The sequence below is a fragment of the Enterococcus massiliensis genome, assembly GCF_001050095.1.
GTDB classification, from domain to species: Bacteria; Bacillota; Bacilli; order Lactobacillales; family Enterococcaceae; genus Enterococcus_C; species Enterococcus_C songbeiensis.
Genome location: NZ_CVRN01000004.1, coordinates 170,880 through 191,702, shown reverse-complemented (window position 1 = coordinate 191,702; position 20,823 = coordinate 170,880). Strand labels below are relative to the sequence as shown.

Here is a 20,823-nt window from a genome sequence, read left to right as displayed (position 1 = left end):
TTGAGGAGAGCCTCAACACACCTTCTTCACTCTAATTGATAAAACCAGTATATTTCCGTTTCAGCATTAGTCCTTCTAGCTGTTTCGCTGTTTCAAGAGCAACACCGATAACGATCAATAAACTCGTTCCGCCTAATCCGATTGATTGCGGCAAGTTCCAAACCATTTGCGCAACGATTGGAAGCAGTGCAACTAGTCCTAAGAACAGTGCACCAACAGCACTTAAACGCATCAATAGATGTGAGACGTATTCTTCCGTTCCTTTACCAGGACGGACACTTGGAATGTAGCTTCCTTGTTTTTGCAAGTTTTCCGCTAATTTTTCAGGATTGACCTGAACAAACGCGTAGAAAAATGTAAAGGCAACGATTAATACAGTATAGATTGCTGCACCAGGAATAGTGCTGTAATCAAAGATCTGCATCAATGTATCATACCAGCCAACTCCACGGTACGAACCACCCAATGCTTGTAAAATCGCATTAGGAGTTGCAATAAAGGAACTAGCAAAGATAACTGGGATCACTCCGGCAGCATTTACTTTTAACGGTAGATAACTGCTTGTTGGCGCCCCTGCCACTCGTTTAGTATATTGAATCGGAATTTTGCGTTCTGCTTGTTGCACAAAGGTTACCAATGTCACAACGACCAAGATCGCAATCAGCAAGACGAGGATAAAAATCGCCGACTTCCAGATTTCAGATGATTCAATATTGATAAAGTAATCTTCTACTATTTCTTTTACGCCGTTTGGCAAACCGGAAATGATCCCTGCGAAGATGATCATCGATACGCCATTACCAATACCTTTTTCAGTGATTTGTTCTCCCAACCAGGTAACAAACATGGTACCGGCAGTCAAAACCAAACCAATAACGAAAAATGTATTGATGCTAGGATTTTCAACAAAACCTAATTGCGTCCACGCATTAAATCCTGCGGTAATCCCGATTGATTGAACAAAAGCAAGAATCAGCGTTAATACGCGGGTCGCTTGATTTAACTTCTTACGACCGACTTCTCCTTGTTTTGACCATTCAACAAATTTTGGTACAATGTCCATTTGTAACAATTGGACGATGATCGAAGCAGTGATGTATGGTGAAACTCCCATTGCAAAGACAGAGAAATTTTGCATGGCGCTTCCGCTGACCATGTTCAACATACCTAAGAATGGCAAATCAGCCAAACTCAGCAAACGGCTCGCATTTACGCCCGGCACAGTGATCTGCGCACCCAGACGAAACACGAACAGAGCAAATACGGTGAAAAAAATTCTTGATCGAATGTCTTTTACTTTGAAAGAATCTTTCAGTAATTTAAACATTAAATCACCTCGATTGATCCACCAGCAGCAACGATTGCTTCTTCGGCTGCTTTAGAGAATTTAGCTGCTTTCACAGTTAACTTCTTAGTTAATTCTCCATTGGCTAAGACTTTGATTCCAGCTTTTTCGTTTTTAACGATTCCAGCTTCAACTAAAGCAACTGGTGTTACTTCAGCTCCATCTTCAAAGCGATTCAAAGCATCTAGATTAACGACTGCATAGTCTTTACGGTTCACATTTGTAAAGCCGCGTTTTGGTAAACGACGGAATAATGGAGTTTGACCCCCTTCAAATCCTAAACGAACACCACCGCCTGAACGTGCTTTTTGTCCTTTTTGACCGCGTCCAGATGTTTTACCGTTGCCAGATGATGTCCCGCGTCCAACACGGTTCCGTACTTGACGAGAACCTTCTGCAGGTTTTAATTCATGAAGTTTCATAGGTTTGGCACCTCCTTAATCAGAGTAACTTTTTGTTGTTTCTTAGATTTCTTCAACGTCCACTAAATGAGAAACAGTGTTGACCATACCTTTGATTGCTTCATTGGCAGGTTTCACTACACTGCTGTTCATTTTTTTCAGACCCAACGCTTTAACTGTGTCCCGTTGGTTTTGAGGACGTCCGATAATACTGCGCTTTAAAGTAATTTTTAATTCAGCCATTATTTTTGTCCTCCTTATCCGATTAATTCTTCAACTGATTTGCCGCGAAGTTCTGCAACTTCTTCTGCACGTTTCAATTGTTTCAATCCTTCAACAGTTGCGCGAACAACGTTGATTGGTGTGTTTGAACCTAATGATTTAGATGTGATATCAGCTACTCCAGCTAATTCTAAGACGGCACGAACTGGTCCACCAGCAGCTACCCCAGAACCTTCTACAGCAGGTTTCATCAGGATACGTCCACCACCGAATACACCGATGACTTCGTGAGGGATTGTTGAACCAACCATTGGCACTTCAACTAAATGTTTTTTCGCGTCTTCGATTGCTTTACGGATTGCTTCTGGAACTTCTTGGGCTTTCCCAGTACCGAAACCAACGTGTCCGTTTTTGTCTCCTACAACGACTAAAGCTGCGAAGCGCAGACGACGTCCACCTTTAACAACCTTAGTGACACGGTTGATCGCAACCACGCGGTCTTCTAATTCCAAGTGTTTTGGATCAATATAAACCATGAATGGTGTTCCTCCTTTTCCTAAAATTCTAGTCCATTTTCGCGAGCTGCTTCAGCTAAAGCTTCTACACGGCCATGGTAAAGGTATCCACCACGGTCAAAGACTACTACTTTAACACCTTTTGCTGCTGCACGTTCTGCGATTAATTTACCGACAGCTTGTGCTTGTTCTGTTTTTGTTCCACCTGAAATTTCTTTATCCAAGGCAGAGGCACTTGCTAGCGTCACACCCGCTACGTCATCAATGACTTGCGCGTAGATGTTTTTGTTAGAACGGAAAACGTTCAAGCGTGGGCACTCAGCAGTACCAGAGATTTTGTTACGGACACGACGATGTCTCTTTTGACGTGTTTTGTTTTTATCTGGTTTTGTAATCACAATTGTCACCTCTTTATTTAAGCTGGCCTAAGCCGCAAATCGTAGTTGCCTACGATTATTTACCAGTTTTACCTTCTTTACGGCGTACATATTCGCCAACATAGCGGATACCTTTGCCTTTATAAGGTTCTGGAGGACGAACGGCACGAATGTTAGCAGCTAATTCGCCAACGTTTTCTTTGTTTGCCCCTTTAATCATTACTTGTGTATTTGATGGAACTTCGATCGTTACGCCTTCTGGAGCTTCGATCTCAACTTGGTGAGAATAACCTACGCTCAAGACAAGTTTTTTGCCTTGCAATTGCGCACGGTACCCAACCCCGATAAGTTCTAATCCTTTTTGGAATCCTTCGCTGACTCCGACAACCATGTTGTTGAAGTTTGCACGGGTCGTTCCGTGGATTGTTTTCATTTCTTTGCTGTCATTTGGACGAGTGAAAGTTACTTCATTTCCTTCGATATTCATTTTGATATCTGCAGAAAATGTACGAGTTAATTCCCCGTTAGGTCCTTTAACTGTAATGACATTGCCATCTTGCTTGACTTCAACGCCAGCAGGAAGAACGACGATTTTATTACCGATACGACTCACTTGAAGACACCTCCTTGTGTATTATTTAAAATTACCATACATAAGCGACAACTTCGCCGCCGACATTTTTTGCTCGTGCTTCTTTGTCAGTGATAACACCGTCAGAAGTTGAGATGATTGCGATACCTAAACCATTCAATACTTTAGGCACTTCGTCAGCTTTAACGTAAGCACGTAAACCTGGTTTAGAAATACGTTTCAAGTTAGTGATAACACGTTCACCATTTTTTCCGTATTTAAGGAATACGCGGATCACGCCTTGTGTGTCATCTTCGATATATTCAACATCGCGGACAAATCCTTCTTTTTTAAGGATTTCAGCAATGTCGCGTTTGATTTTTGAAGCAGGTACTTCTAATGCTTCGTGTTTTACCATGTTGGCATTACGAATGCGAGTTAGAAAATCTGCGATTGGATCTGTCATGACCATTAGATGATTTACCTCCTTTATGCGAGTTTACTTGTTTACCAGCTAGCTTTCTTCACGCCGGGAATTTGACCTTTATAGGCAAGTTCGCGGAAGCAAATACGGCAAAGTTTGAATTTACGATAAACTGAATGTGGACGGCCGCAACGTTCGCAACGTGTGTATTCTTGTGATGAGAATTTTGCAGGACGTTTGTTTTTAGCAATCATTGATTTTTTAGCCACGTAGTTCGCCTCCTTTTTTTATTTTTGGAATGGCATGCCTAATTGTGCCAACAATTCACGAGATTCTTCATCTGTGTTTGCAGTTGTTACAATAACGATATCCATCCCACGGACTTTATCTACCAAATCATAATCAACTTCTGGGAAGATTAATTGTTCTTTGATACCTAATGTGTAGTTTCCACGTCCATCGAACGCTTTTTTACTTACACCATGGAAGTCACGTACACGTGGTAGAGAAACTGATACCAATTTATCTAAGAATTCAAACATTCTTTCTCCACGAAGAGTAACTTTTGCACCAATCGGCATTCCTTCACGCAAGCGGAAGCCGGCGATTGATTTTTTAGCTTTAGTGATCAATGGTTTTTGACCGGAGATCAAGGTTAATTCTTCAACAGCTTTATCTAAGTTCTTTGCATTTGAAACGGCATCACCCACACCCATGTTGATAACGATTTTTTCAACTTTTGGTGCTTGCATGACAGAACTGTAGCTGAATTTTTCCATTAATGACGGAACAACTTCTTTAGTATATTTTTCTTTAAGGCGGTTCATTCAGTAAGCCCCTCCTTCCTTAATTTGATTATTTGTCTAACACTTCGCCGGTTTTCTTAGAAACGCGGACTTTTTTACCGTCAACTTCTTTGTAGCCAACCTTAGTAGCTTCGCCGTTTGAAGGATCAATCACCATTACATTAGAAACATGAATTGGTGCTTCCATTTCAACGATTCCGCCTTGAGGAGCAGCTTGAGAAGGTTTTTGGTGTTTTTTAACGATGTTCACACCTTCGACAACAACTTTATCTTGCTTAGGAAACGCTGATAATACAACGCCTTCTTTGTTCTTGTCTTTGCCAGTGATAACTTTTACTTTATCGCCTTTTTTAACAAACATTATTGTTTCGCACCTCCTTTGATAATGAACGACTGGTTATAATACTTCTGGTGCTAGGGAAACGATCTTCATGAAATTGTTTTCGCGTAATTCGCGGGCAACAGGTCCAAAGATCCGAGTTCCACGTGGGCTCTTATCGTCACGGATAATAACCGCAGCATTTTCATCAAATTTAATATAAGAACCGTCAGTACGACGAGCTCCTGATTTTGTACGAACGATAACGGCTTTTACAACGTCACCTTTTTTGACAACCCCACCTGGCGTTGCTTGTTTAACCGAAGCAACAATCACGTCTCCGATATTCGCTGTCTTACGGCCTGAACCGCCAAGAACTTTGATCGTCAAGATTTCACGAGCGCCTGAGTTGTCAGCAACTTTTAATCGACTTTCTGTTTGGATCACGATGTGTATCCTCCTTTCAGATTTTGCAATTCAATCTACCTAGGAAAATCTCGTGTGATTAAATAATCACTGCTTTTTCAATGACTTCTACTAGACGGAAACGTTTAGTAGCTGATAATGGACGAGTTTCCATAATTTTCACGATATCGCCAATTTTTGCTTCATTGTTTTCATCGTGGACTTTGTATTTCTTCGAATAGTTCAGACGTTTCCCGTAGATAGGGTGGTTTTTCTTTGTTTCGACAGCAACTGTAATGGTTTTATCCATTTTGTCAGATACCACGCGACCTTGGTAAACTTTGCGTTGATTTCTTTCTTCAGTCATACGCTAATGGCCTCCTTCCACTTTTACTTAGCTTGTTCACGCAATACAGTTTTGATGCGTGCAATCGATTTACGTACTTCTTTGATACGTGCAGTGTTTTCTAATTGACCTGTTGCTAATTGGAATCTAAGATTAAACAATTCTTCTTTTAATTGTTTTTCTTGATCAAGCATTTCGGCAGTGGTTAATTCTCTGATTTCTTTAACCTTCATTCGATTCACCACCCATTTCCTCACGTTTTACGATCTTAGTTTTCATTGGTAATTTGTGAGAAGCAAGACGTAATGCTTCACGAGCAACTTCTTCAGGTACACCCGCAATTTCAAACATGATTTTTCCACGTTTAACTGGTGAAACCCAACCTTCAGGAGCCCCTTTACCTTTACCCATACGTACGCCGATGGCTTTACTTGTATATGATTTATGAGGGAAAATTTTAATCCATACTTTCCCACCACGTTTCATGTAACGAGTCATAGCAACACGGGATGCTTCGATTTGACGGTTTGTAATCCAGTGTGATTCAACTGCTTGTAAGCCGTATTCACCGAAAGCTACTTCTTTTCCGCCTTTGGCTTCTCCGCGCATTTTACCGCGGAATTCACGACGGTGTTTTACACGTTTTGGTACTAACATGTTTATTTCCCTCCTTTCTCAGTGTTCTTTTTAGTTGGAAGAATTTCTCCACGATAGATCCACACTTTAACTCCTAGTTTTCCGTATGTTGTATCTGCTTCTTCCCAAGCGTAATCAATATCTGCACGCAAAGTATGAAGTGGAACTGTTCCTTCTGAGTAACCTTCTGAACGAGCGATATCTGCGCCATTCAAACGGCCTGAAACTTGTGTTTTGATTCCTTTAGCGCCTGAACGCATCGTGCGTTGGATTGCTTGTTTTTGAGCCCGACGGAAAGCAACACGGCCTTCTAATTGGCGTGCAATTCCTTCGCCTACTAATTTAGCATCTAGATCTGGTTTTTTGATTTCCACGATGTTGATGTGGATACGTTTGCCAGTCAATTTATTTAATTCTTTTCTTAGGTTTTCGACTTCAGATCCGCCTTTACCGATAACCATACCTGGTTTAGCTGTATGGATTGAAACATTTACGCGATTTGCTGCACGTTCGATTTCAACTGTTGACACAGCGGCATCAGCAAGTTTCTTCGCGATAAATTTACGGATTCTTAAATCTTCGTGTAGAAAGTCGGCATAATCTTTTTCAGCATACCATTTTGCATCCCAGTCACGGATGATGCCTACACGCATTCCAATTGGATGTACTTTTTGCCCCACTGATTGTCCCTCCTTATTTTTCTGATACGACTACAGTAATATGACTTGTCCGTTTGTTGATAGGAGAAGCTGAACCTTTTGCACGTGGACGGAAACGTTTCATTGTTGGTCCTTCGTTAACATAAGCTTCAGAAACAACTAAATTTTCTACATCTAAATCATAATTGTTTTCTGCATTCGCTACTGCGGACATCAAAACTTTTTCGATGATTCCAGCAGATTTGTTTGGTGTGAACTTCAAGATAGCAATTGCTTCAGCAACGCTTTTCCCTCTAATTAAGTCAATTACAAGACGTGATTTGCGAGGAGAAGTACGAACTGTTTTCGCAACTGCTTTAGCTGATGTGATTTGTTCTGCCATTTGGTTATCCTCCCCTCAAATTAGCGTTTTGTTTTCTTATCGTCGGCAGCGTGGCCACGATAAGTTCTTGTTGGTGCAAATTCACCTAATTTATGTCCTACCATGTCTTCTTGGATGTAAACTGGTACATGTTTACGACCATCATAAACTGCGATAGTAAATCCAATAAAATTAGGAAAGACTGTTGAACGGCGAGACCAAGTTTTGATAACTTTTTTCTTTTCAACGCCTTCTTGTGCTTCGACCTTTTTCATCAAATGCTCATCGACGAAAGGTCCCTTCTTTAAACTACGACCCATGGTGAACCTCCTCTCAAAATATGCGATACATGGTCAGAGAAATTATTTAGTCTTACGACGAACGATAAGCTTGTCTGATTTTGCTTTCTTGTTACGTGTTTTGTAACCAAGAGCAGGTTGACCCCAAGGTGATACTGGAGCTTTACGTCCGATTGGTGCTTTACCTTCACCACCACCGTGTGGGTGATCGTTAGGGTTCATTACGCTACCACGAACTGTTGGGCGTTTACGCATCCAACGAGAACGGCCAGCTTTACCGATATTGATCAATTCGTGTTGTTCATTTCCAACAGCACCGATTGTTGCACGGCATGTTGCCAAGATCATCCGAACTTCGCCTGAATTCAAGCGGATCAATACGTATTTACCTTCTTTACCAAGCACTTGTGCGCTGGTACCAGCTGAACGGATTAATTGTCCGCCTTTGCCAGGTTTCATTTCGATGTTGTGGATAACAGTACCAACTGGAATGTTTTCTAGTGGTAGTGCATTTCCGACTTTGATATCCGCATCTGAACCAGAAACGACAGTCATGCCAACTTCTAATCCTTTAGGTGCTAAGATATATGCTTTAACCCCGTCTTCATAATGAACTAACGCGATGTTAGCAGAACGGTTTGGATCGTATTCAATCGTTTTAACAGTTGCAACAACATTGTCTTTGTTACGTTTGAAGTCGATCACGCGGTATTGACGCTTGTGTCCGCCACCTTGATGACGTACAGTGATACGACCGTTGTTGTTACGACCGGCGTTGTTTTTCAATGGTTCTAACAAAGTTTTCTCTGGAGTTGCTGTAGTGATTTCAGCAAAGTCAGAGCTTGTCATGTTACGACGACCATTTGAGGTAGGTTTGTACTTTTTAATCGCCACGTCTGTTTCCCTCCTATTTAATAGTAGAATTCAATGCTTATTCCGCATCAAAAATTTGGATTTCTTTTGAATCTTCAGTTAATGTCACAACAGCTTTGCGACGTTTTTTGGTATAACCTGTATATTTGCCCATGCGTTTGAATTTAGGACGCACGTTGATGATGTTCACGTTAGAAACCTTCACATCAAAGGCTGCTTCGACAGCTTGTTTTACTAAAGTTTTATTTGCTTTTGTGTCTACTTCAAAAGTGTATTTCTTGTCATCCATGGCAAGCATTGACTTTTCAGTGATCACTGGGCGTTTGATTACGTCTAGTAAGTTCATTATGCAAGCACCTCCTCAATTTGAGTAAGAGCAGTTTGAGTTGCTAACACTTTCTCGCTGGAAACAAGATCTAAAACACTCATGTTCGTAGCAGTCGTAACAGAAACGTTTGGAAGATTACGAGCAGATAATGCTGCAAAATCATTTTCGTTTTCTAGAACTACCAATACTTTAGAGTCAATAGACAAGTTTGCAAGAACTTGTTTGAATTCTTTTGTTTTTGGTGCGTCAAAGCTTAATGCATCAACAGCAACCAAGTTGTTTGAAGCAACTTTTTCTGACAATACAGATTTCATTGCTAAGCGACGAACTTTTTTAGGAAGTTTGTAGCTGTATGAACGTGGTGTTGGTCCGAAGACGATACCACCTCCACGCCATTGTGGTGAACGGATTGAACCTTGACGGGCACGACCTGTTCCTTTTTGGCGCCATGGTTTACGTCCACCGCCACGAACAGCGCTACGATTTTTCACAGCGTGCGTTCCTTGTCTTAATGAAGCGCGTTGCATTAGAATTGCATCATACACAACACTTTCATTTGGTTCGATTCCGAAGATTTCTTCATTTAATGTCAATTCGCCATTTTGGCTTCCATCTTGTTTAAATAATGCTACATTCGGCATTCCTTAGTTCCTCCTTTCTACCTATCTCATTATTTAGCTTTTACAGCTGATTTGATTGTAATCAATGATTTTTTCGCGCCAGGCACGTTACCTTTGATCAAGATAACATTACGTTCAGCATCAACACGAGCGATTTCCAAGTTTTGGATCGTTACGCGATCGCCACCCATACGGCCAGCAAGATGTTTGTTTTTGAATACACGGTTAGGTGCAACTGGACCCATTGATCCAGGACGACGATGGTAACGAGATCCGTGAGCCATTGGTCCGCGGCTTTGTCCGTAACGTTTGATAACGCCTTGGAATCCTTTACCTTTTGTAGTTCCGGTAACATCAACGACGTCTCCAGCTTGGAAAACATCTACTTTAATTTCTGATCCTACTTCTAACCCCTCAAGCTCAACATCTTTGAATTCGCGAATGAAGCGCTTAGGAGCCGTGTTTGCTTTTGCAACATGACCTTTCGCAGGTTTGTTCGATAAAACTTCACGCATATCTTGGTAACCGACTTGAACAGCTTCATAGCCGTCGTTTTCCATTGTTTTCAATTGTAGAACTACGTTTGGCGTAGCTTCAACAACAGTTACTGGAATCAATTCCCCAGATTCAGTGAAGATTTGTGTCATTCCCACTTTTTTCCCTAAGATTCCTTTGGTCATGATTACACCTCCATCTTAATTTAGTTTTATAGTTTGATTTCGATATTCACACCGGACGGCAAGTCAAGCTTCATTAAAGCATCAACTGTTTTTGGTGTTGGGTTCACAATGTCGATTAGACGTTTGTGTGTCCGCATTTCGAATTGTTCGCGTGAATCTTTGTATTTATGTGTCGCACGGATCACAGTGTAAAGACTGCGTTCTGTTGGTAATGGAATTGGACCAGACACGCTAGCTCCAGTTCTTTTTGCAGTTTCTACGATTTTATCCGCGGATTGGTCTAAAATACGGTGTTCATACGCTTTTAAACGGATACGAATTTTTTGTTTTGCCATTTTTTTCCCTCCTTCGCCTATTTTGAAAAGTAGACATAGCTCCACGAAAATTTTCCGTCACGCTCGTCCATGGCAAAGCGTCCGGGCGTGTCGCAACCTCTCGTTTCGTAGCCGGCAGAATTTTTCTTTTCTACCAGTGTGATTTACACTTGAATGTAAACAGCACCTTTATGATTATAGTATAGATGAAACTTGATAGCAAGCATTTTTTATTGAAATTCCAAGGTTTTTCTACTTTTATTTTGGGAGGGTTTTCAAAAAGGACGAAAAAAAATCTCAAGAAATTTTTCTCGAGATTTTTTCTTCCTAGACAAAGGAATGTTTGAACGTTCGATCCATTGCTTGCTTCAGTGGAAAATACAGCAGTGTCACGATAACAATCGTGGTAGCCGTATTGATCAGCGTTGCAGGCAATTTCGTCAACGCCGCCGCAAAGGCACTGGTAAAATCACTACCGACAATCAGCAGCATCACGGTATTTTTGATTTGAGTCATGATAATTTTAGCGATTCCCGTGCCGAATGCGATGACAACAATCTGCCAAATTTTTGTCGGACGCTTTTTAAACAACAGAATCAATCCGTAGGCCACACCGCCAACGATAAAACTTTCTAAAATAAAATAAGGGGCCTCGGTCACATAGCCATTCAACACATCAAAAATTGCAAAACCAAGTCCACCCGCCAACGCACCGCGGAAATACCCCAGCAGCAAAACAGCTAACAGCAAAACAGCATTCCCTAAATGGACAAAGGCTCCCGGCATCGGAATCTTGATGGTGGTGGCAACCACCGTCAAGGCAGTAAATAAAGCAATAAGGACGATACTTTGAATTCGTCGATCCATTTTTACGCCTCCATTCTTTTTTCTGCGTGATTGTATGCTCCGTGCCAAACGTGACCAACATAAGGATTTACCCGCACACCTTCTTGAATTCCTTTGGCAACGAAGGCTTTGGCAGTCGTGACTGCTTTTTCAACAGAGAATCCTTTGGCTAACCCAGCTGTGATTGCCGCTGCAAATGTGCAACCAGCTCCATGATTAAAATCAGTGGCGTACAATTCATTTTCCAATACGTGAAAATGAAGTCCATCAAACAGCACATCGATGGCTTTTTCCGTCCCTAAACGATGTCCGCCTTTGACTACGACATTTTTCGCTCCCAATTGATGGATTTTTTTCGCCGCTTGTTTCATCTCTTCCACCGAGGTCAAATCTCCCATTTCTGACAAGATTCCGGCTTCCACTAAATTCGGCGTCGTTACCAACGCTTGAGGCAAAAGATATTTTTTAATCGCCTCCACACTTTCAGGCTGTAAAATTTCAGCGGTTCCTTTGCAGGCAATTACCGGATCAATCACGATATTCGCAACTTCATACGGTTGGATAAATTCACTGGCAGTTTGAATGTTTTCTTCATTTCCCATCATTCCGGTTTTCAAAGCATCGACTGCTCCACCAGCAAAAACAGATATCAGTTGTTTTTTTAGCAAGTCTGCCGGCAATTCTGTCACTTCATGGGACCAGCCAGCTTCCGGGTCCATCGTCACGACGGAAGTAATACTTGAAAAACCGAAGACCCCATATTCTTCAAACGTTTTTAAATCAGCTTGCAGACCAGCGCCACCTGTTGAGTCAGACCCAGCAATCGTTAATACTTTTTTCATTGCACAACACTCCTTAAATTCAAAATCCCCATAAAATTTCGGATTTTTCTTCTTTAGAGTAGTATAGCGAAACTTTTTCTTGACGAAAACGACCAATTGGTTTATTTTCAAACCAACCAATTAATTTTTGAAAGGAAGGATTCTATGTGGCTTTTAGACAAAAAAGAAAAATTGCCCTTATTTCAGCAGATCATCAATCAAATTATCGAGTATATCCAAAACGGTACTTTGACTGCTGGTGATAAACTGCCGCCGGAACGCAAATTAGCAGAACTGTATCAGGTCAATCGTTCAACAGTCAATCACGCCTTAGAAGAACTGGTCAGTTTAGGCTGGATCACTCGTCGTCAAGGAAGTGGAACTGAAGTCGCAGCAGGGCGTTGGGGAAGTCGTCAACAGCCAATCCAGCAATGGCGCAAATTATTGACGCATTCCATTAAACCTGATCCTTTTATTGAAGGACTTAATTTGCTAAAAAATACTCCGGATGTGCTGGATGTTTTCACTGGAGATTTACCAATGGAATTGATTCCGGATTTTCAATTTCCTGCAATTACTTGGGAGCAAGTGATTGGCGAGGAAGCCATCCTCACCACCACCGGCTATCCTCCACTAAAAGAATACATTAAAAAAAATCTGCAGGAAAATTTTTCCCTTGACTTGAAAGGACAGGAACTTTTGATTACCTCCGGCTCGACACAGGGAATCATGCTGTTATTGCAGACCTTACTGCAAGCAGGCGATCGTATCGCAACAGAGGAACCCTCTTTTTTATTTTCTTTGCCGCTTTTTCAATTTTTAGGAATTCGCGTAGAAGGGATTTCTTGTGATAGCGAGGGCATTCGTCCAGAAGTTTTGGAAAAACAAATTTTGGCAAAAAAAATAAAGTTGCTTTATTTAAATCCCAGTTTTCAGAACCCCACCGGTGGCAGTATGTCCTTAAAGCGACGACAAGAGGTTTTGGCACTTTGCCAAAAGTATTCGCTGCCGATTGTCGAAGATGATGTTTTCAGTGAATTGGCTTTTGATGAACAGTTGCCAAAATTAAAAAAACTTGCTCCCCAACAAGTCATTTACCTTGGTTCCTTGTCCAAAATTTTTGGTGCTTCCATCAAAATTGGCTGGCTGTCAGCACCAGCTCCGCTTATTGCAAACTTAGCAGATGCCAAACAGCGCATCGATGCCGATACCACTATTTTTTCACAATTATTGGCAAACACCGCTTTGCGTGCACCGGATTATCAGCAACAACACCAGTTCCTGCTGAAAGAATTGCAGCACCGTAGTCAGCTTTTTTATCACAGTATGCAACAACTTTCCGAGGACTGGCGCTATCAGCCGATCCACGGCGGCTTGTATTATTGGCTAACCTGGAAGCACAAGAACCTCACCCGTTCTTCTTGGCAAAAATTTCTTGACGAAAAACTGCTGGTGGCGCCGTCTTTTCTTTTTAGCGACGACAGCCTATCGATGCGGATCAATTATACCCGAATGAACGAAGCCCAACTAAAGATTTTTACTGCCCGCCTTCAAAAAATTTCTCAAGAATGGAAAAAGAATAAATGAAAAAAAGCAAAATCCGCAAGGGATTTTGCTTTTTAATTTTCTTAATATAATCTGAGATTAGCTTAAGATTGAAGATACAACGCCTGAACCAACAGTACGTCCGCCTTCACGAATTGAGAAACGAGTTCCGTCTTCGATAGCGATTGGGTGGATTAATTCAACTTCCATTGTTACGTTATCGCCAGGCATAACCATTTCAGTTCCTTCTGGCAGATCAACAACACCAGTTACGTCTGTTGTACGGAAGTAGAATTGTGGGCGGTAGTTAGTGAAGAAAGGAGTATGACGTCCGCCTTCTTCTTTAGTTAAAACATAAACTTCCGCTGTAAATTTTGTATGTGGAGTGATTGTTCCTGGTTTAGACAATACTTGTCCACGTTGGATGTCTTCACGAGCAACCCCACGTAGCAATGCACCGATGTTATCCCCAGCTTCTGCGTAGTCTAACAATTTACGGAACATTTCAACACCAGTAACAGTTGTTTTTGCTGTTTCTTCAGCGATACCAACGATTTCTACTTCGTCCCCAACGCGAACTTGTCCACGTTCAACACGACCTGTAGCAACGGTACCACGACCAGTGATTGAGAATACATCTTCGATTGGCATCATGAATGGTTTGTCATGATCGCGTTCTGGAGTTGGGATATATTCGTCAACTGCAGCCATCAATTCTAAGATTTTTTCTTCGTATGAAGGGTCGCCTTCTAAAGCTTTCAATGCTGAACCAGCGATAACTGGAGTGTCATCTCCTGGGAAACCATATTCAGTCAATAGGTCGCGAACTTCCATTTCAACTAATTCTAATAATTCTTCGTCGTCAACCATATCCATTTTGTTTAAGAAAACAACAATGTAAGGAACGCCAACGTTACGTGACAATAGGATGTGTTCACGTGTTTGAGGCATAGGGCCATCAGCAGCAGAAACTACTAAGATAGCTCCGTCCATTTGAGCAGCACCAGTGATCATGTTCTTAACGTAGTCCGCGTGTCCTGGGCAGTCAACGTGAGCATAGTGACGGTTTTCTGTTTCATATTCAACGTGAGCTGTTGAAATAGTGATTCCGCGTTCGCGTTCTTCTGGAGCGCCATCGATTTGATCGTAAGCTGAAGCTTGAGCCAAACCTTTTTTAGATAGTACAGTTGTGATAGCAGCTGTAAGAGTAGTTTTACCATGGTCAACGTGTCCGATAGTTCCGATGTTTACATGGGGTTTAGAACGGTCAAATTTTTCTTTTGCCATTTTAAAATGTTCCTCCTAATAAATACATTTTTGTTTTTTTCTGATAGGTAAGCAACCGTTGCCGATTGCTCGCCCTTATCATTCGTTAATTATTGTACACGAAACTTTTCAAAAAATACAGTTCTTTTAAGAAAATCTAAGCTTTCAAACTATTCAGCTTTTCCGCCGTTTTTCTTAATGATTTCTTCTTGAACAGATTTCGGTACATCTTCGTAGTGGTCGAAAGTCATTGTAAATACGCCACGACCTTGTGTTGCAGAACGCAGTGTCGTTGCATAACCAAACATTTCAGCCAGAGGAACCATCGCACGGACAACTTGCGTATTACCGCGAGCTTCCATACCTTCAACTCGGCCACGACGTGCGGTTACGTGTCCCATTACATCACCTAAGTAATCTTCAGGGGCAACGATTTCTACAGACATGATTGGTTCAAGGATCACAGGGTTTGCTTTTTTCGCAGCGGCTCTCAACGCCATCGAAGCAGCAACACGGAAAGCTGTTTCACTTGAATCGACATCATGGTAAGAACCATCATGAAGTTTTGCTTTGATATCAACCATAGGATAACCGGCAAGAACACCGTTTTCCATAGAATCTTTCAAACCAGCTTCAACAGCAGGGATGTATTCACGAGGAACGACCCCACCGACGATGGCATTTTCAAATTCAAATCCAGCGCCTTCTTCATTTGGCGTAAATTCGATCCATACGTGACCGTATTGACCTTTACCACCAGATTGGCGTACGAACTTACCTTCTGCATCCGTTGAAGAACGGAATGTTTCACGGTAAGAAACTTGTGGTGCACCAACGTTCGCTTCAACTTTGAATTCGCGACGCATACGGTCAACGATGATATCCAAGTGAAGTTCACCCATTCCGGCAATGATTGTTTCGCCAGTTTCAGGGTTTGTTTCGGCACGGAAAGTTGGATCTTCTTCAGAAAGTTTTTGCAAAGCGATACCCATTTTATCTTGGTCAGCTTTTGATTTTGGTTCAATAGCAACTTGGATAACTGGTTCTGGGAATTCCATTGATTCAAGGATAACTTGATCCTTTTCATCACAAAGGGTGTCCCCAGTTGTTGTATCTTTCAAACCAACTGCCGCTGCGATATCTCCAGCATATACTTCAGAGATTTCAGAACGAGAGTTAGCATGCATTTGCAGGATACGACCAACACGTTCGCGTTTGTCTTTCGTTGCGTTACGGATGTAAGAACCGGATTCTAGAACACCAGAGTACACACGGAAGAATGTCAAACGACCAACGAATGGGTCTGTCATTACTTTAAATGCTAAAGCTGAGAAAGGTGCGCTGTCGTCGGCTGGACGTTCAACTTCTTCGTCAGTTTTAGGATTGATCCCTTTGATTGCAGGGATATCTAATGGAGATGGCAAGTAATCAATAACGGCATCCAATAATAATTGAACCCCTTTATTTTTGAAGGCTGAACCACAAAGAACTGGGTAGAATTCTACGGCAGTCGTCGCACGACGGATACCTTCTTTAAGTTCGGCTTCGGTGATTTCTTCACCTTCCAAATATTTCATTGTTAATTCTTCATCAGTTTCAGCAACTGCTTCAACTAATTTTTCACGCCATTCTTCAGCCAATTCACGGTATTCTTCAGGAATCTCAGTTTCTTCGATTTCTGTACCAAGATCGTTGGTGTACATTTCAGCTTTCATCTTCACTAAATCAATGATTCCTGTGAAGTCGTCTTCTGCACCGATCGGAATTTGGATTGGATGCGCATTGGCTTGTAGACGGTCATGTAACGTTGATACAGAATATAAGAAATCTGCACCGATTTTGTCCATTTTATTGGCAAATACGATACGAGGAACGCCGTAAGTTGTTGCTTGACGCCAAACAGTTTCTGTTTGAGGTTCAACACCAGATTGTGCATCAAGAACGGTAACCGCACCATCAAGTACGCGTAATGAACGTTCTACTTCAACTGTGAAGTCTACGTGTCCTGGGGTATCGATGATGTTGATTCGATGACCTTTCCATTGTGCCGTAGTCGCAGCGGATGTGATCGTGATTCCACGTTCTTGTTCTTGTTCCATCCAGTCCATTTGTGAAGCTCCTTCATGAGTTTCACCAATTTTATGGATTTTACCAGTATAGTACAAGATACGTTCTGTTGCAGTCGTTTTACCAGCATCGATGTGGGCCATGATACCGATATTACGAGTGTTATGAAGAGAAAATTCTCTGGTCATGCTCCTTTTGTCTCCTCTCTTTTTATAAGGTACCTAGAGTATTGCTTGCCTTCTGCTGACAAAAATGTCCCACGCAGAGAGGATCTTACCAGCGATAATGAGCAAATGCACGGTTGGCTTCTGCCATTTTGTGTGTATCTTCGCGTTTTTTCACAGAAGCACCAGTGTTATTGGCAGCATCCATGATTTCTTTTGCAAGACGTTCTTCCATTGTGTGTTCGCCACGCAGACGTGCGTAGTTAACCACCCAACGAAGACCTAAAGTCGTACGACGTTCAGGGCGAACTTCAACGGGAACTTGATAGTTTGAACCCCCAACACGACGAGCTTTAACTTCTAAAACAGGCATAACGTTTTTCATTGCTTGTTCGAAAACTTCCAATGGATCGTTACCTGTAGATTCTTTGATAATGCCAAATGCATTATAGATAATGTTTGAAGCAATCCCACGTTTTCCGTCAACCATTACACGGTTGATTAAGCGAGTTACTAATTTTGAGTTATAAATAGGATCTGGTAAAACATCACGTTTTGCAACAGGACCTTTACGAGGCATCCGTAACTCCTCCTTCCGAAATATTTCTTCTATAAAATAGTTTCATTTGAATAATTTTTTGAAGCGAATTAAGCTTTAGGTCTCTTCGTACCATATTTTGAACGAGATTGTTTACGATCATTCACGCCGGCAGTATCTAATGCACCACGAACGATATGATAACGTACCCCTGGTAAGTCTTTCACACGTCCACCACGTAACAAGACAACACTATGTTCTTGCAAGTTGTGGCCAATACCTGGGATATAAGCTGTTACTTCAATCAAGTTAGACAAACGAACACGCGCATATTTACGTAAAGCGGAGTTCGGTTTTTTAGGCGTCATAGTACCCACACGTGTAGCTACCCCACGTTTTTGAGGTGAGTTCACGTTTGTTTGAGTCTTCTTGAAGCTGTTATATCCTTTGTTCAATGCAGGTGAATTTGATTTTTCAACCTTGGATTTACGAGGTTTACGTACTAATTGGTTAATTGTAGGCATCCCTAGTTTTCCTCCTTCCTTGATTCGCTAGTCTAGTCCCACACATCCAGGTGGTCCTTTTTTTGCGATAAAAAATAATGCAATCGCTGCATCTATTATCAGTTGTACTTTTCTCACAGTCAGCACGTCCCAAAATCGGAACCTGTATACAAAGCACCTTTGATAGAATATCATGATTAAATCAAGGTGTCAACTGACTTTCCTTATTTTTCTGGTTTTCTTTTGGCAAACTTTTTTCTGGTTTTCTGCATTTAGCCACTGTTTTTTTTTGATGATTACCATTAGAATAGAAGCGACTCTGAAAAAAGGCGGGAAAACGATGAATTTGAAAAAAATGGTAGGGATCGAAGCGGCACGACAGATTGAAGACGGCATGATCGTCGGATTGGGCACCGGCTCCACAGCATATTATATGGTAGAAGAAGTTGGGCGTTTGGTAAAAGAAGAAGGCTTATCCATCACCGGAGTGACTACCTCCAACGCAACCAAGATCCACGCACAGAAATTGGGAATTCCCTTAAAAACTATCGACGAGGTTTCCCATGTCGATTTGACGATCGACGGTGCTGATGAAATCAGTCAGGATTTTCAAGGAATCAAAGGCGGAGGTGCAGCTTTATTGTTTGAAAAAATCGTTGCTACCTATTCCAGCAAAGTGATTTGGATCGTGGATCGTTCAAAAATGGTTACTGATTTAGGGGCTTTTCCCCTACCCGTAGAAGTAATTCCTTACGGCAGCCAACAAATCATGCGGATTTTTGAAGAAAAAGGCTACCATCCGGTCATGCGAATGAATTCAGATAGTGAATACTTGCGCACTGACAGCAATAATTACATCATTGATCTGCATCTAGAAAAAATCAGTGCTCCCCATGCTTTGGCCGCAGAATTGGAAAAAATGGTAGGCGTCGTGGAACACGGACTATTTTTGGATATGGTGGACACGGTTATTGTTGGGAACGAAGATGGGCCGAAACTCCTTTACCGTCCATGATTTCTTTTTTAGAAAAAAGATAAACTGGTTATTTTAGTCATAATAAACAAAAAAAATAGATTTTTTTGCGCTAAAAGGGTACCTTTTTGGCTGAAATTATGCTACATTCTTCTTAATTGAAAAAAGGTAAGAGGGGACAGATAATGAAACTTATTGGCTACGTAAGAACAACAATCAATGATGCTGTAACAGATACACAAACCGATATTTTATCAAATTACGGCTGTGACGAAATTTTTCTGGATACCTTTGAAAAAAATGAAACCGATGATCTCCACTGTGATTTAGATACGGTTATCTCCCAATTAACTACTGGGGATACTTTGGTGGTTTCAGATTTGCATCGTCTTGGACGTTCCACCCGGCAATTAACTGACTTGACCCGGCAGTTTCAAGAACGCGGCATCCACTTGGTAAGTATCAATGAAGGTATCGATACCCGCGAACCGATGGGAATGATCTATTTCCGATTGATGGACGGTTTAGCCAACATGGAATGTGCGTTAATCAAAGAACGGACCCTTGTCGGTTTGGATAATGCCCGTAAAAAAGGAAAAATCGGCGGACGGCCAAAGATTGATCCAAAAACCGTTAGAAAAATTCGCCGGCTTTATTATGAAAAGAAAGAAACGATTCAATACATTTCTGCAAAATGCGGCGTTTCTGTCGGTACTTGCTACAAGTACATCAATTTACCGGACGAAGAAGTTTTGAAAATCGTCGACTAAATAAGCAGCGGATTTCTCTCACTATCCTGTGAGAAATCCGCTTTTTTTCTGTTTTCAATGGAAATCTCCCCGAAAACATTGTACAATAAACAAGAAATTGAAAATTTCAGAAACTAGAGAGATAAAGGAGAGTTTTTTCATGCCAAAATTAGTTTTTTCTCGTCATGGATTAAGTGAATGGAACAAATTGAACCAATTTACTGGCTGGGCTGATGTTGACTTAGCTCCAGAAGGTGTCGAAGAAGCCATCGAAGGCGGACGTAAAATCAAAGAAGCCGGCATCGAATTCGATGTTGCGTTTACTTCTGTTTTAACTCGTGCCATCAAAACATGTAACTTGCTTTTAGAATATTCTGATCAATTATGGGTACCTCAAATCAAATCATGGCGCTTAAACGAACGTCATTATGGAAAATTGCAAGGCTTGAACAAAAAAGAAACCGCTGAAAAATACGGTGACGAACAAGTTCATATCTGGCGTCGTTCTTATGATGTTTTGCCTCCATTGATGGATGCAGAAGATGAAGGTTCTGCAGCTCAAGATCGTCGTTACGCAATGTTGGACCCTCGCGATGTACCTGGTGGGGAAAACTTGAAAGTAACTTTGGAACGTGCCTTACCATTCTGGCAAGACCAAATCGCTCCTGCTTTGAAAGACGACAAAACTGTCTTAGTTGCTGCTCACGGTAACTCTTTACGTGCTTTAGCAAAACATATCGAAGGCATTTCTGATGAAGATATCATGGATCTTGAAATTCCAACAGGCAAACCACTTGTTTATGAATTGAATGATGATCTGACCGTTATCAAAAAATATTACTTATAAGAA

32 protein-coding genes are annotated in these 20,823 nt (G+C 41.5%); 4 read left to right on the top strand and 28 right to left on the bottom strand.

Annotated elements, in window-relative coordinates; genetic code table 11:
• Positions 1 to 31: 31 nt before the first annotated feature.
• The 24 genes from secY to thiD form a co-directional block, all read right to left on the bottom strand.
• Complete coding sequence (gene secY / locus BN1875_RS02745) at positions 32 to 1,327, bottom strand: preprotein translocase subunit SecY (RefSeq protein ID WP_048603328.1); 1,296 nt, start codon at positions 1,325 to 1,327, stop codon at positions 32 to 34.
• Complete coding sequence (gene rplO / locus BN1875_RS02740) at positions 1,327 to 1,767, bottom strand: 50S ribosomal protein L15 (protein ID WP_048603327.1); 441 nt, start codon at positions 1,765 to 1,767, stop codon at positions 1,327 to 1,329. The genes secY and rplO overlap by 1 nt, the downstream gene beginning before the upstream one ends.
• A 42-nt stretch (positions 1,768 to 1,809) precedes the next feature.
• Positions 1,810 to 1,989 (bottom strand): 50S ribosomal protein L30, encoded by a 180-nt coding sequence (gene rpmD / locus BN1875_RS02735; protein ID WP_048603326.1) that lies wholly within the window; start codon positions 1,987 to 1,989, stop codon positions 1,810 to 1,812.
• A gap of 14 nt (positions 1,990 to 2,003) precedes the next feature.
• Entirely contained in the window at positions 2,004 to 2,504 is a 501-nt protein-coding gene (rpsE, locus tag BN1875_RS02730; protein WP_048603325.1) for a 30S ribosomal protein S5, read from the bottom strand.
• Between the two features lie 20 nt (positions 2,505 to 2,524).
• A complete protein-coding gene (gene rplR, locus BN1875_RS02725; protein ID WP_082147226.1) occupies positions 2,525 to 2,881 on the bottom strand; it encodes a 50S ribosomal protein L18 in 357 nt (118 codons plus the stop codon).
• A gap of 55 nt (positions 2,882 to 2,936) precedes the next feature.
• Positions 2,937 to 3,473, bottom strand: coding sequence for a 50S ribosomal protein L6 (gene rplF, locus BN1875_RS02720; RefSeq protein WP_048603323.1), 537 nt, complete (start codon positions 3,471 to 3,473; stop codon positions 2,937 to 2,939).
• Positions 3,474 to 3,504: 31 nt separating this feature from the next.
• Positions 3,505 to 3,903, bottom strand: a complete 399-nt coding sequence (gene rpsH, locus BN1875_RS02715) for a 30S ribosomal protein S8 (protein ID WP_048603322.1) — start codon at positions 3,901 to 3,903, stop codon at positions 3,505 to 3,507.
• A gap of 35 nt (positions 3,904 to 3,938) precedes the next feature.
• On the bottom strand, positions 3,939 to 4,124 hold the full coding sequence (locus BN1875_RS02710) for a type Z 30S ribosomal protein S14 (protein ID WP_010754753.1): 186 nt from the start codon (positions 4,122 to 4,124) through the stop codon (positions 3,939 to 3,941).
• Between the two features lie 18 nt (positions 4,125 to 4,142).
• Positions 4,143 to 4,682, bottom strand: a complete 540-nt coding sequence (gene rplE / locus BN1875_RS02705; protein ID WP_048603321.1) for a 50S ribosomal protein L5 — start codon at positions 4,680 to 4,682, stop codon at positions 4,143 to 4,145.
• Between the two features lie 28 nt (positions 4,683 to 4,710).
• A complete protein-coding gene (gene rplX / locus BN1875_RS02700) occupies positions 4,711 to 5,022 on the bottom strand; it encodes a 50S ribosomal protein L24 (RefSeq protein WP_048603320.1) in 312 nt (103 codons plus the stop codon).
• Between the two features lie 36 nt (positions 5,023 to 5,058).
• Positions 5,059 to 5,427, bottom strand: a complete 369-nt coding sequence (gene rplN, locus BN1875_RS02695) for a 50S ribosomal protein L14 (RefSeq protein ID WP_048603319.1) — start codon at positions 5,425 to 5,427, stop codon at positions 5,059 to 5,061.
• A gap of 58 nt (positions 5,428 to 5,485) precedes the next feature.
• On the bottom strand, positions 5,486 to 5,752 hold the full coding sequence (rpsQ, locus tag BN1875_RS02690) for a 30S ribosomal protein S17 (RefSeq protein ID WP_048603318.1): 267 nt from the start codon (positions 5,750 to 5,752) through the stop codon (positions 5,486 to 5,488).
• A gap of 23 nt (positions 5,753 to 5,775) precedes the next feature.
• Entirely contained in the window at positions 5,776 to 5,964 is a 189-nt protein-coding gene (gene rpmC, locus BN1875_RS02685; protein WP_002288664.1) for a 50S ribosomal protein L29, read from the bottom strand.
• The gene (gene rplP, locus BN1875_RS02680) at positions 5,954 to 6,388 is read right to left on the bottom strand and encodes a 50S ribosomal protein L16 (RefSeq protein ID WP_048603317.1); all 435 of its coding nucleotides are present in this window, start codon (positions 6,386 to 6,388) and stop codon (positions 5,954 to 5,956) included. Before rplP ends, rpmC begins: the two co-directional genes overlap by 11 nt.
• Before the next feature lie 2 nt (positions 6,389 to 6,390).
• Complete coding sequence (gene rpsC / locus BN1875_RS02675) at positions 6,391 to 7,047, bottom strand: 30S ribosomal protein S3 (protein WP_048603316.1); 657 nt, start codon at positions 7,045 to 7,047, stop codon at positions 6,391 to 6,393.
• Positions 7,048 to 7,060: 13 nt separating this feature from the next.
• Positions 7,061 to 7,408, bottom strand: a complete 348-nt coding sequence (gene rplV / locus BN1875_RS02670) for a 50S ribosomal protein L22 (protein WP_048603315.1) — start codon at positions 7,406 to 7,408, stop codon at positions 7,061 to 7,063.
• A gap of 20 nt (positions 7,409 to 7,428) precedes the next feature.
• On the bottom strand, positions 7,429 to 7,707 hold the full coding sequence (gene rpsS / locus BN1875_RS02665; RefSeq protein ID WP_048603314.1) for a 30S ribosomal protein S19: 279 nt from the start codon (positions 7,705 to 7,707) through the stop codon (positions 7,429 to 7,431).
• A gap of 42 nt (positions 7,708 to 7,749) precedes the next feature.
• Positions 7,750 to 8,580, bottom strand: a complete 831-nt coding sequence (rplB, locus tag BN1875_RS02660; RefSeq protein ID WP_048603313.1) for a 50S ribosomal protein L2 — start codon at positions 8,578 to 8,580, stop codon at positions 7,750 to 7,752.
• Positions 8,581 to 8,617: 37 nt separating this feature from the next.
• Positions 8,618 to 8,905, bottom strand: a complete 288-nt coding sequence (locus BN1875_RS02655) for a 50S ribosomal protein L23 (protein WP_048603312.1) — start codon at positions 8,903 to 8,905, stop codon at positions 8,618 to 8,620.
• Positions 8,905 to 9,528 carry a 50S ribosomal protein L4 gene (rplD, locus tag BN1875_RS02650; protein WP_048603311.1) on the bottom strand — a complete coding sequence of 208 codons (624 nt, stop codon included), beginning with the start codon at positions 9,526 to 9,528 and terminating at the stop codon, positions 8,905 to 8,907. The genes BN1875_RS02655 and rplD overlap by 1 nt, the downstream gene beginning before the upstream one ends.
• A 29-nt stretch (positions 9,529 to 9,557) precedes the next feature.
• Positions 9,558 to 10,187, bottom strand: coding sequence for a 50S ribosomal protein L3 (rplC, locus tag BN1875_RS02645; RefSeq protein WP_048603310.1), 630 nt, complete (start codon positions 10,185 to 10,187; stop codon positions 9,558 to 9,560).
• A gap of 26 nt (positions 10,188 to 10,213) precedes the next feature.
• Positions 10,214 to 10,522 (bottom strand): 30S ribosomal protein S10, encoded by a 309-nt coding sequence (gene rpsJ, locus BN1875_RS02640; RefSeq protein ID WP_005880808.1) that lies wholly within the window; start codon positions 10,520 to 10,522, stop codon positions 10,214 to 10,216.
• 306 nt (positions 10,523 to 10,828) lie between these two features.
• Positions 10,829 to 11,368 carry an ECF transporter S component gene (locus BN1875_RS02635; protein ID WP_048603309.1) on the bottom strand — a complete coding sequence of 180 codons (540 nt, stop codon included), beginning with the start codon at positions 11,366 to 11,368 and terminating at the stop codon, positions 10,829 to 10,831.
• A 2-nt stretch (positions 11,369 to 11,370) separates the two neighbouring features.
• Entirely contained in the window at positions 11,371 to 12,189 is an 819-nt protein-coding gene (gene thiD / locus BN1875_RS02630; RefSeq protein ID WP_048603308.1) for a bifunctional hydroxymethylpyrimidine kinase/phosphomethylpyrimidine kinase, read from the bottom strand.
• A 144-nt stretch (positions 12,190 to 12,333) separates the two neighbouring features.
• Between thiD and BN1875_RS02625 the strand changes: the two genes are divergently transcribed.
• On the top strand, positions 12,334 to 13,755 hold the full coding sequence (locus tag BN1875_RS02625; RefSeq protein ID WP_048603307.1) for an aminotransferase-like domain-containing protein: 1,422 nt from the start codon (positions 12,334 to 12,336) through the stop codon (positions 13,753 to 13,755).
• Between the two features lie 57 nt (positions 13,756 to 13,812).
• On the opposite strand, the gene tuf is transcribed toward BN1875_RS02625, so the two are convergent.
• The 4 genes from tuf to rpsL form a co-directional block, all read right to left on the bottom strand.
• A complete protein-coding gene (tuf, locus tag BN1875_RS02620; protein ID WP_048603306.1) occupies positions 13,813 to 15,000 on the bottom strand; it encodes an elongation factor Tu in 1,188 nt (395 codons plus the stop codon).
• 149 nt (positions 15,001 to 15,149) lie between these two features.
• The gene (fusA, locus tag BN1875_RS02615; RefSeq protein ID WP_048603305.1) at positions 15,150 to 17,234 is read right to left on the bottom strand and encodes an elongation factor G; all 2,085 of its coding nucleotides are present in this window, start codon (positions 17,232 to 17,234) and stop codon (positions 15,150 to 15,152) included.
• An 85-nt stretch (positions 17,235 to 17,319) separates the two neighbouring features.
• Entirely contained in the window at positions 17,320 to 17,790 is a 471-nt protein-coding gene (rpsG, locus tag BN1875_RS02610) for a 30S ribosomal protein S7 (protein WP_048603304.1), read from the bottom strand.
• A gap of 68 nt (positions 17,791 to 17,858) precedes the next feature.
• Positions 17,859 to 18,272, bottom strand: coding sequence for a 30S ribosomal protein S12 (rpsL, locus tag BN1875_RS02605; RefSeq protein ID WP_010734475.1), 414 nt, complete (start codon positions 18,270 to 18,272; stop codon positions 17,859 to 17,861).
• A gap of 319 nt (positions 18,273 to 18,591) precedes the next feature.
• Here rpsL and rpiA point away from each other — a divergent pair, with 319 nt between their 5' ends.
• The 3 genes from rpiA (at position 18,592) to gpmA (ending at position 20,820) form a co-directional block, all read left to right on the top strand.
• Positions 18,592 to 19,266 carry a ribose-5-phosphate isomerase RpiA gene (rpiA, locus tag BN1875_RS02600; RefSeq protein WP_048603303.1) on the top strand — a complete coding sequence of 225 codons (675 nt, stop codon included), beginning with the start codon at positions 18,592 to 18,594 and terminating at the stop codon, positions 19,264 to 19,266.
• A 143-nt stretch (positions 19,267 to 19,409) separates the two neighbouring features.
• A complete protein-coding gene (locus BN1875_RS02595) occupies positions 19,410 to 19,994 on the top strand; it encodes a recombinase family protein (RefSeq protein ID WP_048603302.1) in 585 nt (194 codons plus the stop codon).
• Positions 19,995 to 20,133: 139 nt separating this feature from the next.
• A complete protein-coding gene (gpmA, locus tag BN1875_RS02590; RefSeq protein WP_048603301.1) occupies positions 20,134 to 20,820 on the top strand; it encodes a 2,3-diphosphoglycerate-dependent phosphoglycerate mutase in 687 nt (228 codons plus the stop codon).
• Positions 20,821 to 20,823 lie beyond the last annotated feature (3 nt).

Coding starts and splice junctions, on each gene's coding strand:
- rpsQ (WP_048603318.1), bottom strand. CDS start 5,752: ATGACTGAAGAAAGAAATCAACGCAAAGTTTACCAAGGTCGCGTGGTA.
- tuf (WP_048603306.1), bottom strand. CDS start 15,000: ATGGCAAAAGAAAAATTTGACCGTTCTAAACCCCATGTAAACATCGGA.
- gpmA (WP_048603301.1), top strand. CDS start 20,134: ATGCCAAAATTAGTTTTTTCTCGTCATGGATTAAGTGAATGGAACAAA.
- rpsL (WP_010734475.1), bottom strand. CDS start 18,272: ATGCCTACAATTAACCAATTAGTACGTAAACCTCGTAAATCCAAGGTT.
- rpiA (WP_048603303.1), top strand. CDS start 18,592: ATGAATTTGAAAAAAATGGTAGGGATCGAAGCGGCACGACAGATTGAA.
- BN1875_RS02595 (WP_048603302.1), top strand. CDS start 19,410: ATGAAACTTATTGGCTACGTAAGAACAACAATCAATGATGCTGTAACA.
- rplC (WP_048603310.1), bottom strand. CDS start 10,187: ATGACCAAAGGAATCTTAGGGAAAAAAGTGGGAATGACACAAATCTTC.
- rpsE (WP_048603325.1), bottom strand. CDS start 2,504: ATGGTTTATATTGATCCAAAACACTTGGAATTAGAAGACCGCGTGGTT.
- rpsH (WP_048603322.1), bottom strand. CDS start 3,903: ATGGTCATGACAGATCCAATCGCAGATTTTCTAACTCGCATTCGTAAT.
- secY (WP_048603328.1), bottom strand. CDS start 1,327: ATGTTTAAATTACTGAAAGATTCTTTCAAAGTAAAAGACATTCGATCA.
- BN1875_RS02625 (WP_048603307.1), top strand. CDS start 12,334: ATGTGGCTTTTAGACAAAAAAGAAAAATTGCCCTTATTTCAGCAGATC.
- rplE (WP_048603321.1), bottom strand. CDS start 4,682: ATGAACCGCCTTAAAGAAAAATATACTAAAGAAGTTGTTCCGTCATTA.
- rplV (WP_048603315.1), bottom strand. CDS start 7,408: ATGGCAGAACAAATCACATCAGCTAAAGCAGTTGCGAAAACAGTTCGT.
- rpsJ (WP_005880808.1), bottom strand. CDS start 10,522: ATGGCAAAACAAAAAATTCGTATCCGTTTAAAAGCGTATGAACACCGT.
- BN1875_RS02655 (WP_048603312.1), bottom strand. CDS start 8,905: ATGAACTTACTAGACGTAATCAAACGCCCAGTGATCACTGAAAAGTCA.
- rpsG (WP_048603304.1), bottom strand. CDS start 17,790: ATGCCTCGTAAAGGTCCTGTTGCAAAACGTGATGTTTTACCAGATCCT.
- rplD (WP_048603311.1), bottom strand. CDS start 9,528: ATGCCGAATGTAGCATTATTTAAACAAGATGGAAGCCAAAATGGCGAA.
- rpmC (WP_002288664.1), bottom strand. CDS start 5,964: ATGAAGGTTAAAGAAATCAGAGAATTAACCACTGCCGAAATGCTTGAT.
- rplX (WP_048603320.1), bottom strand. CDS start 5,022: ATGTTTGTTAAAAAAGGCGATAAAGTAAAAGTTATCACTGGCAAAGAC.
- BN1875_RS02635 (WP_048603309.1), bottom strand. CDS start 11,368: ATGGATCGACGAATTCAAAGTATCGTCCTTATTGCTTTATTTACTGCC.
- rpmD (WP_048603326.1), bottom strand. CDS start 1,989: ATGGCTGAATTAAAAATTACTTTAAAGCGCAGTATTATCGGACGTCCT.
- thiD (WP_048603308.1), bottom strand. CDS start 12,189: ATGAAAAAAGTATTAACGATTGCTGGGTCTGACTCAACAGGTGGCGCT.
- fusA (WP_048603305.1), bottom strand. CDS start 17,234: ATGACCAGAGAATTTTCTCTTCATAACACTCGTAATATCGGTATCATG.
- rplP (WP_048603317.1), bottom strand. CDS start 6,388: ATGTTAGTACCAAAACGTGTAAAACACCGTCGTGAATTCCGCGGTAAA.
- rpsS (WP_048603314.1), bottom strand. CDS start 7,707: ATGGGTCGTAGTTTAAAGAAGGGACCTTTCGTCGATGAGCATTTGATG.
- rplO (WP_048603327.1), bottom strand. CDS start 1,767: ATGAAACTTCATGAATTAAAACCTGCAGAAGGTTCTCGTCAAGTACGG.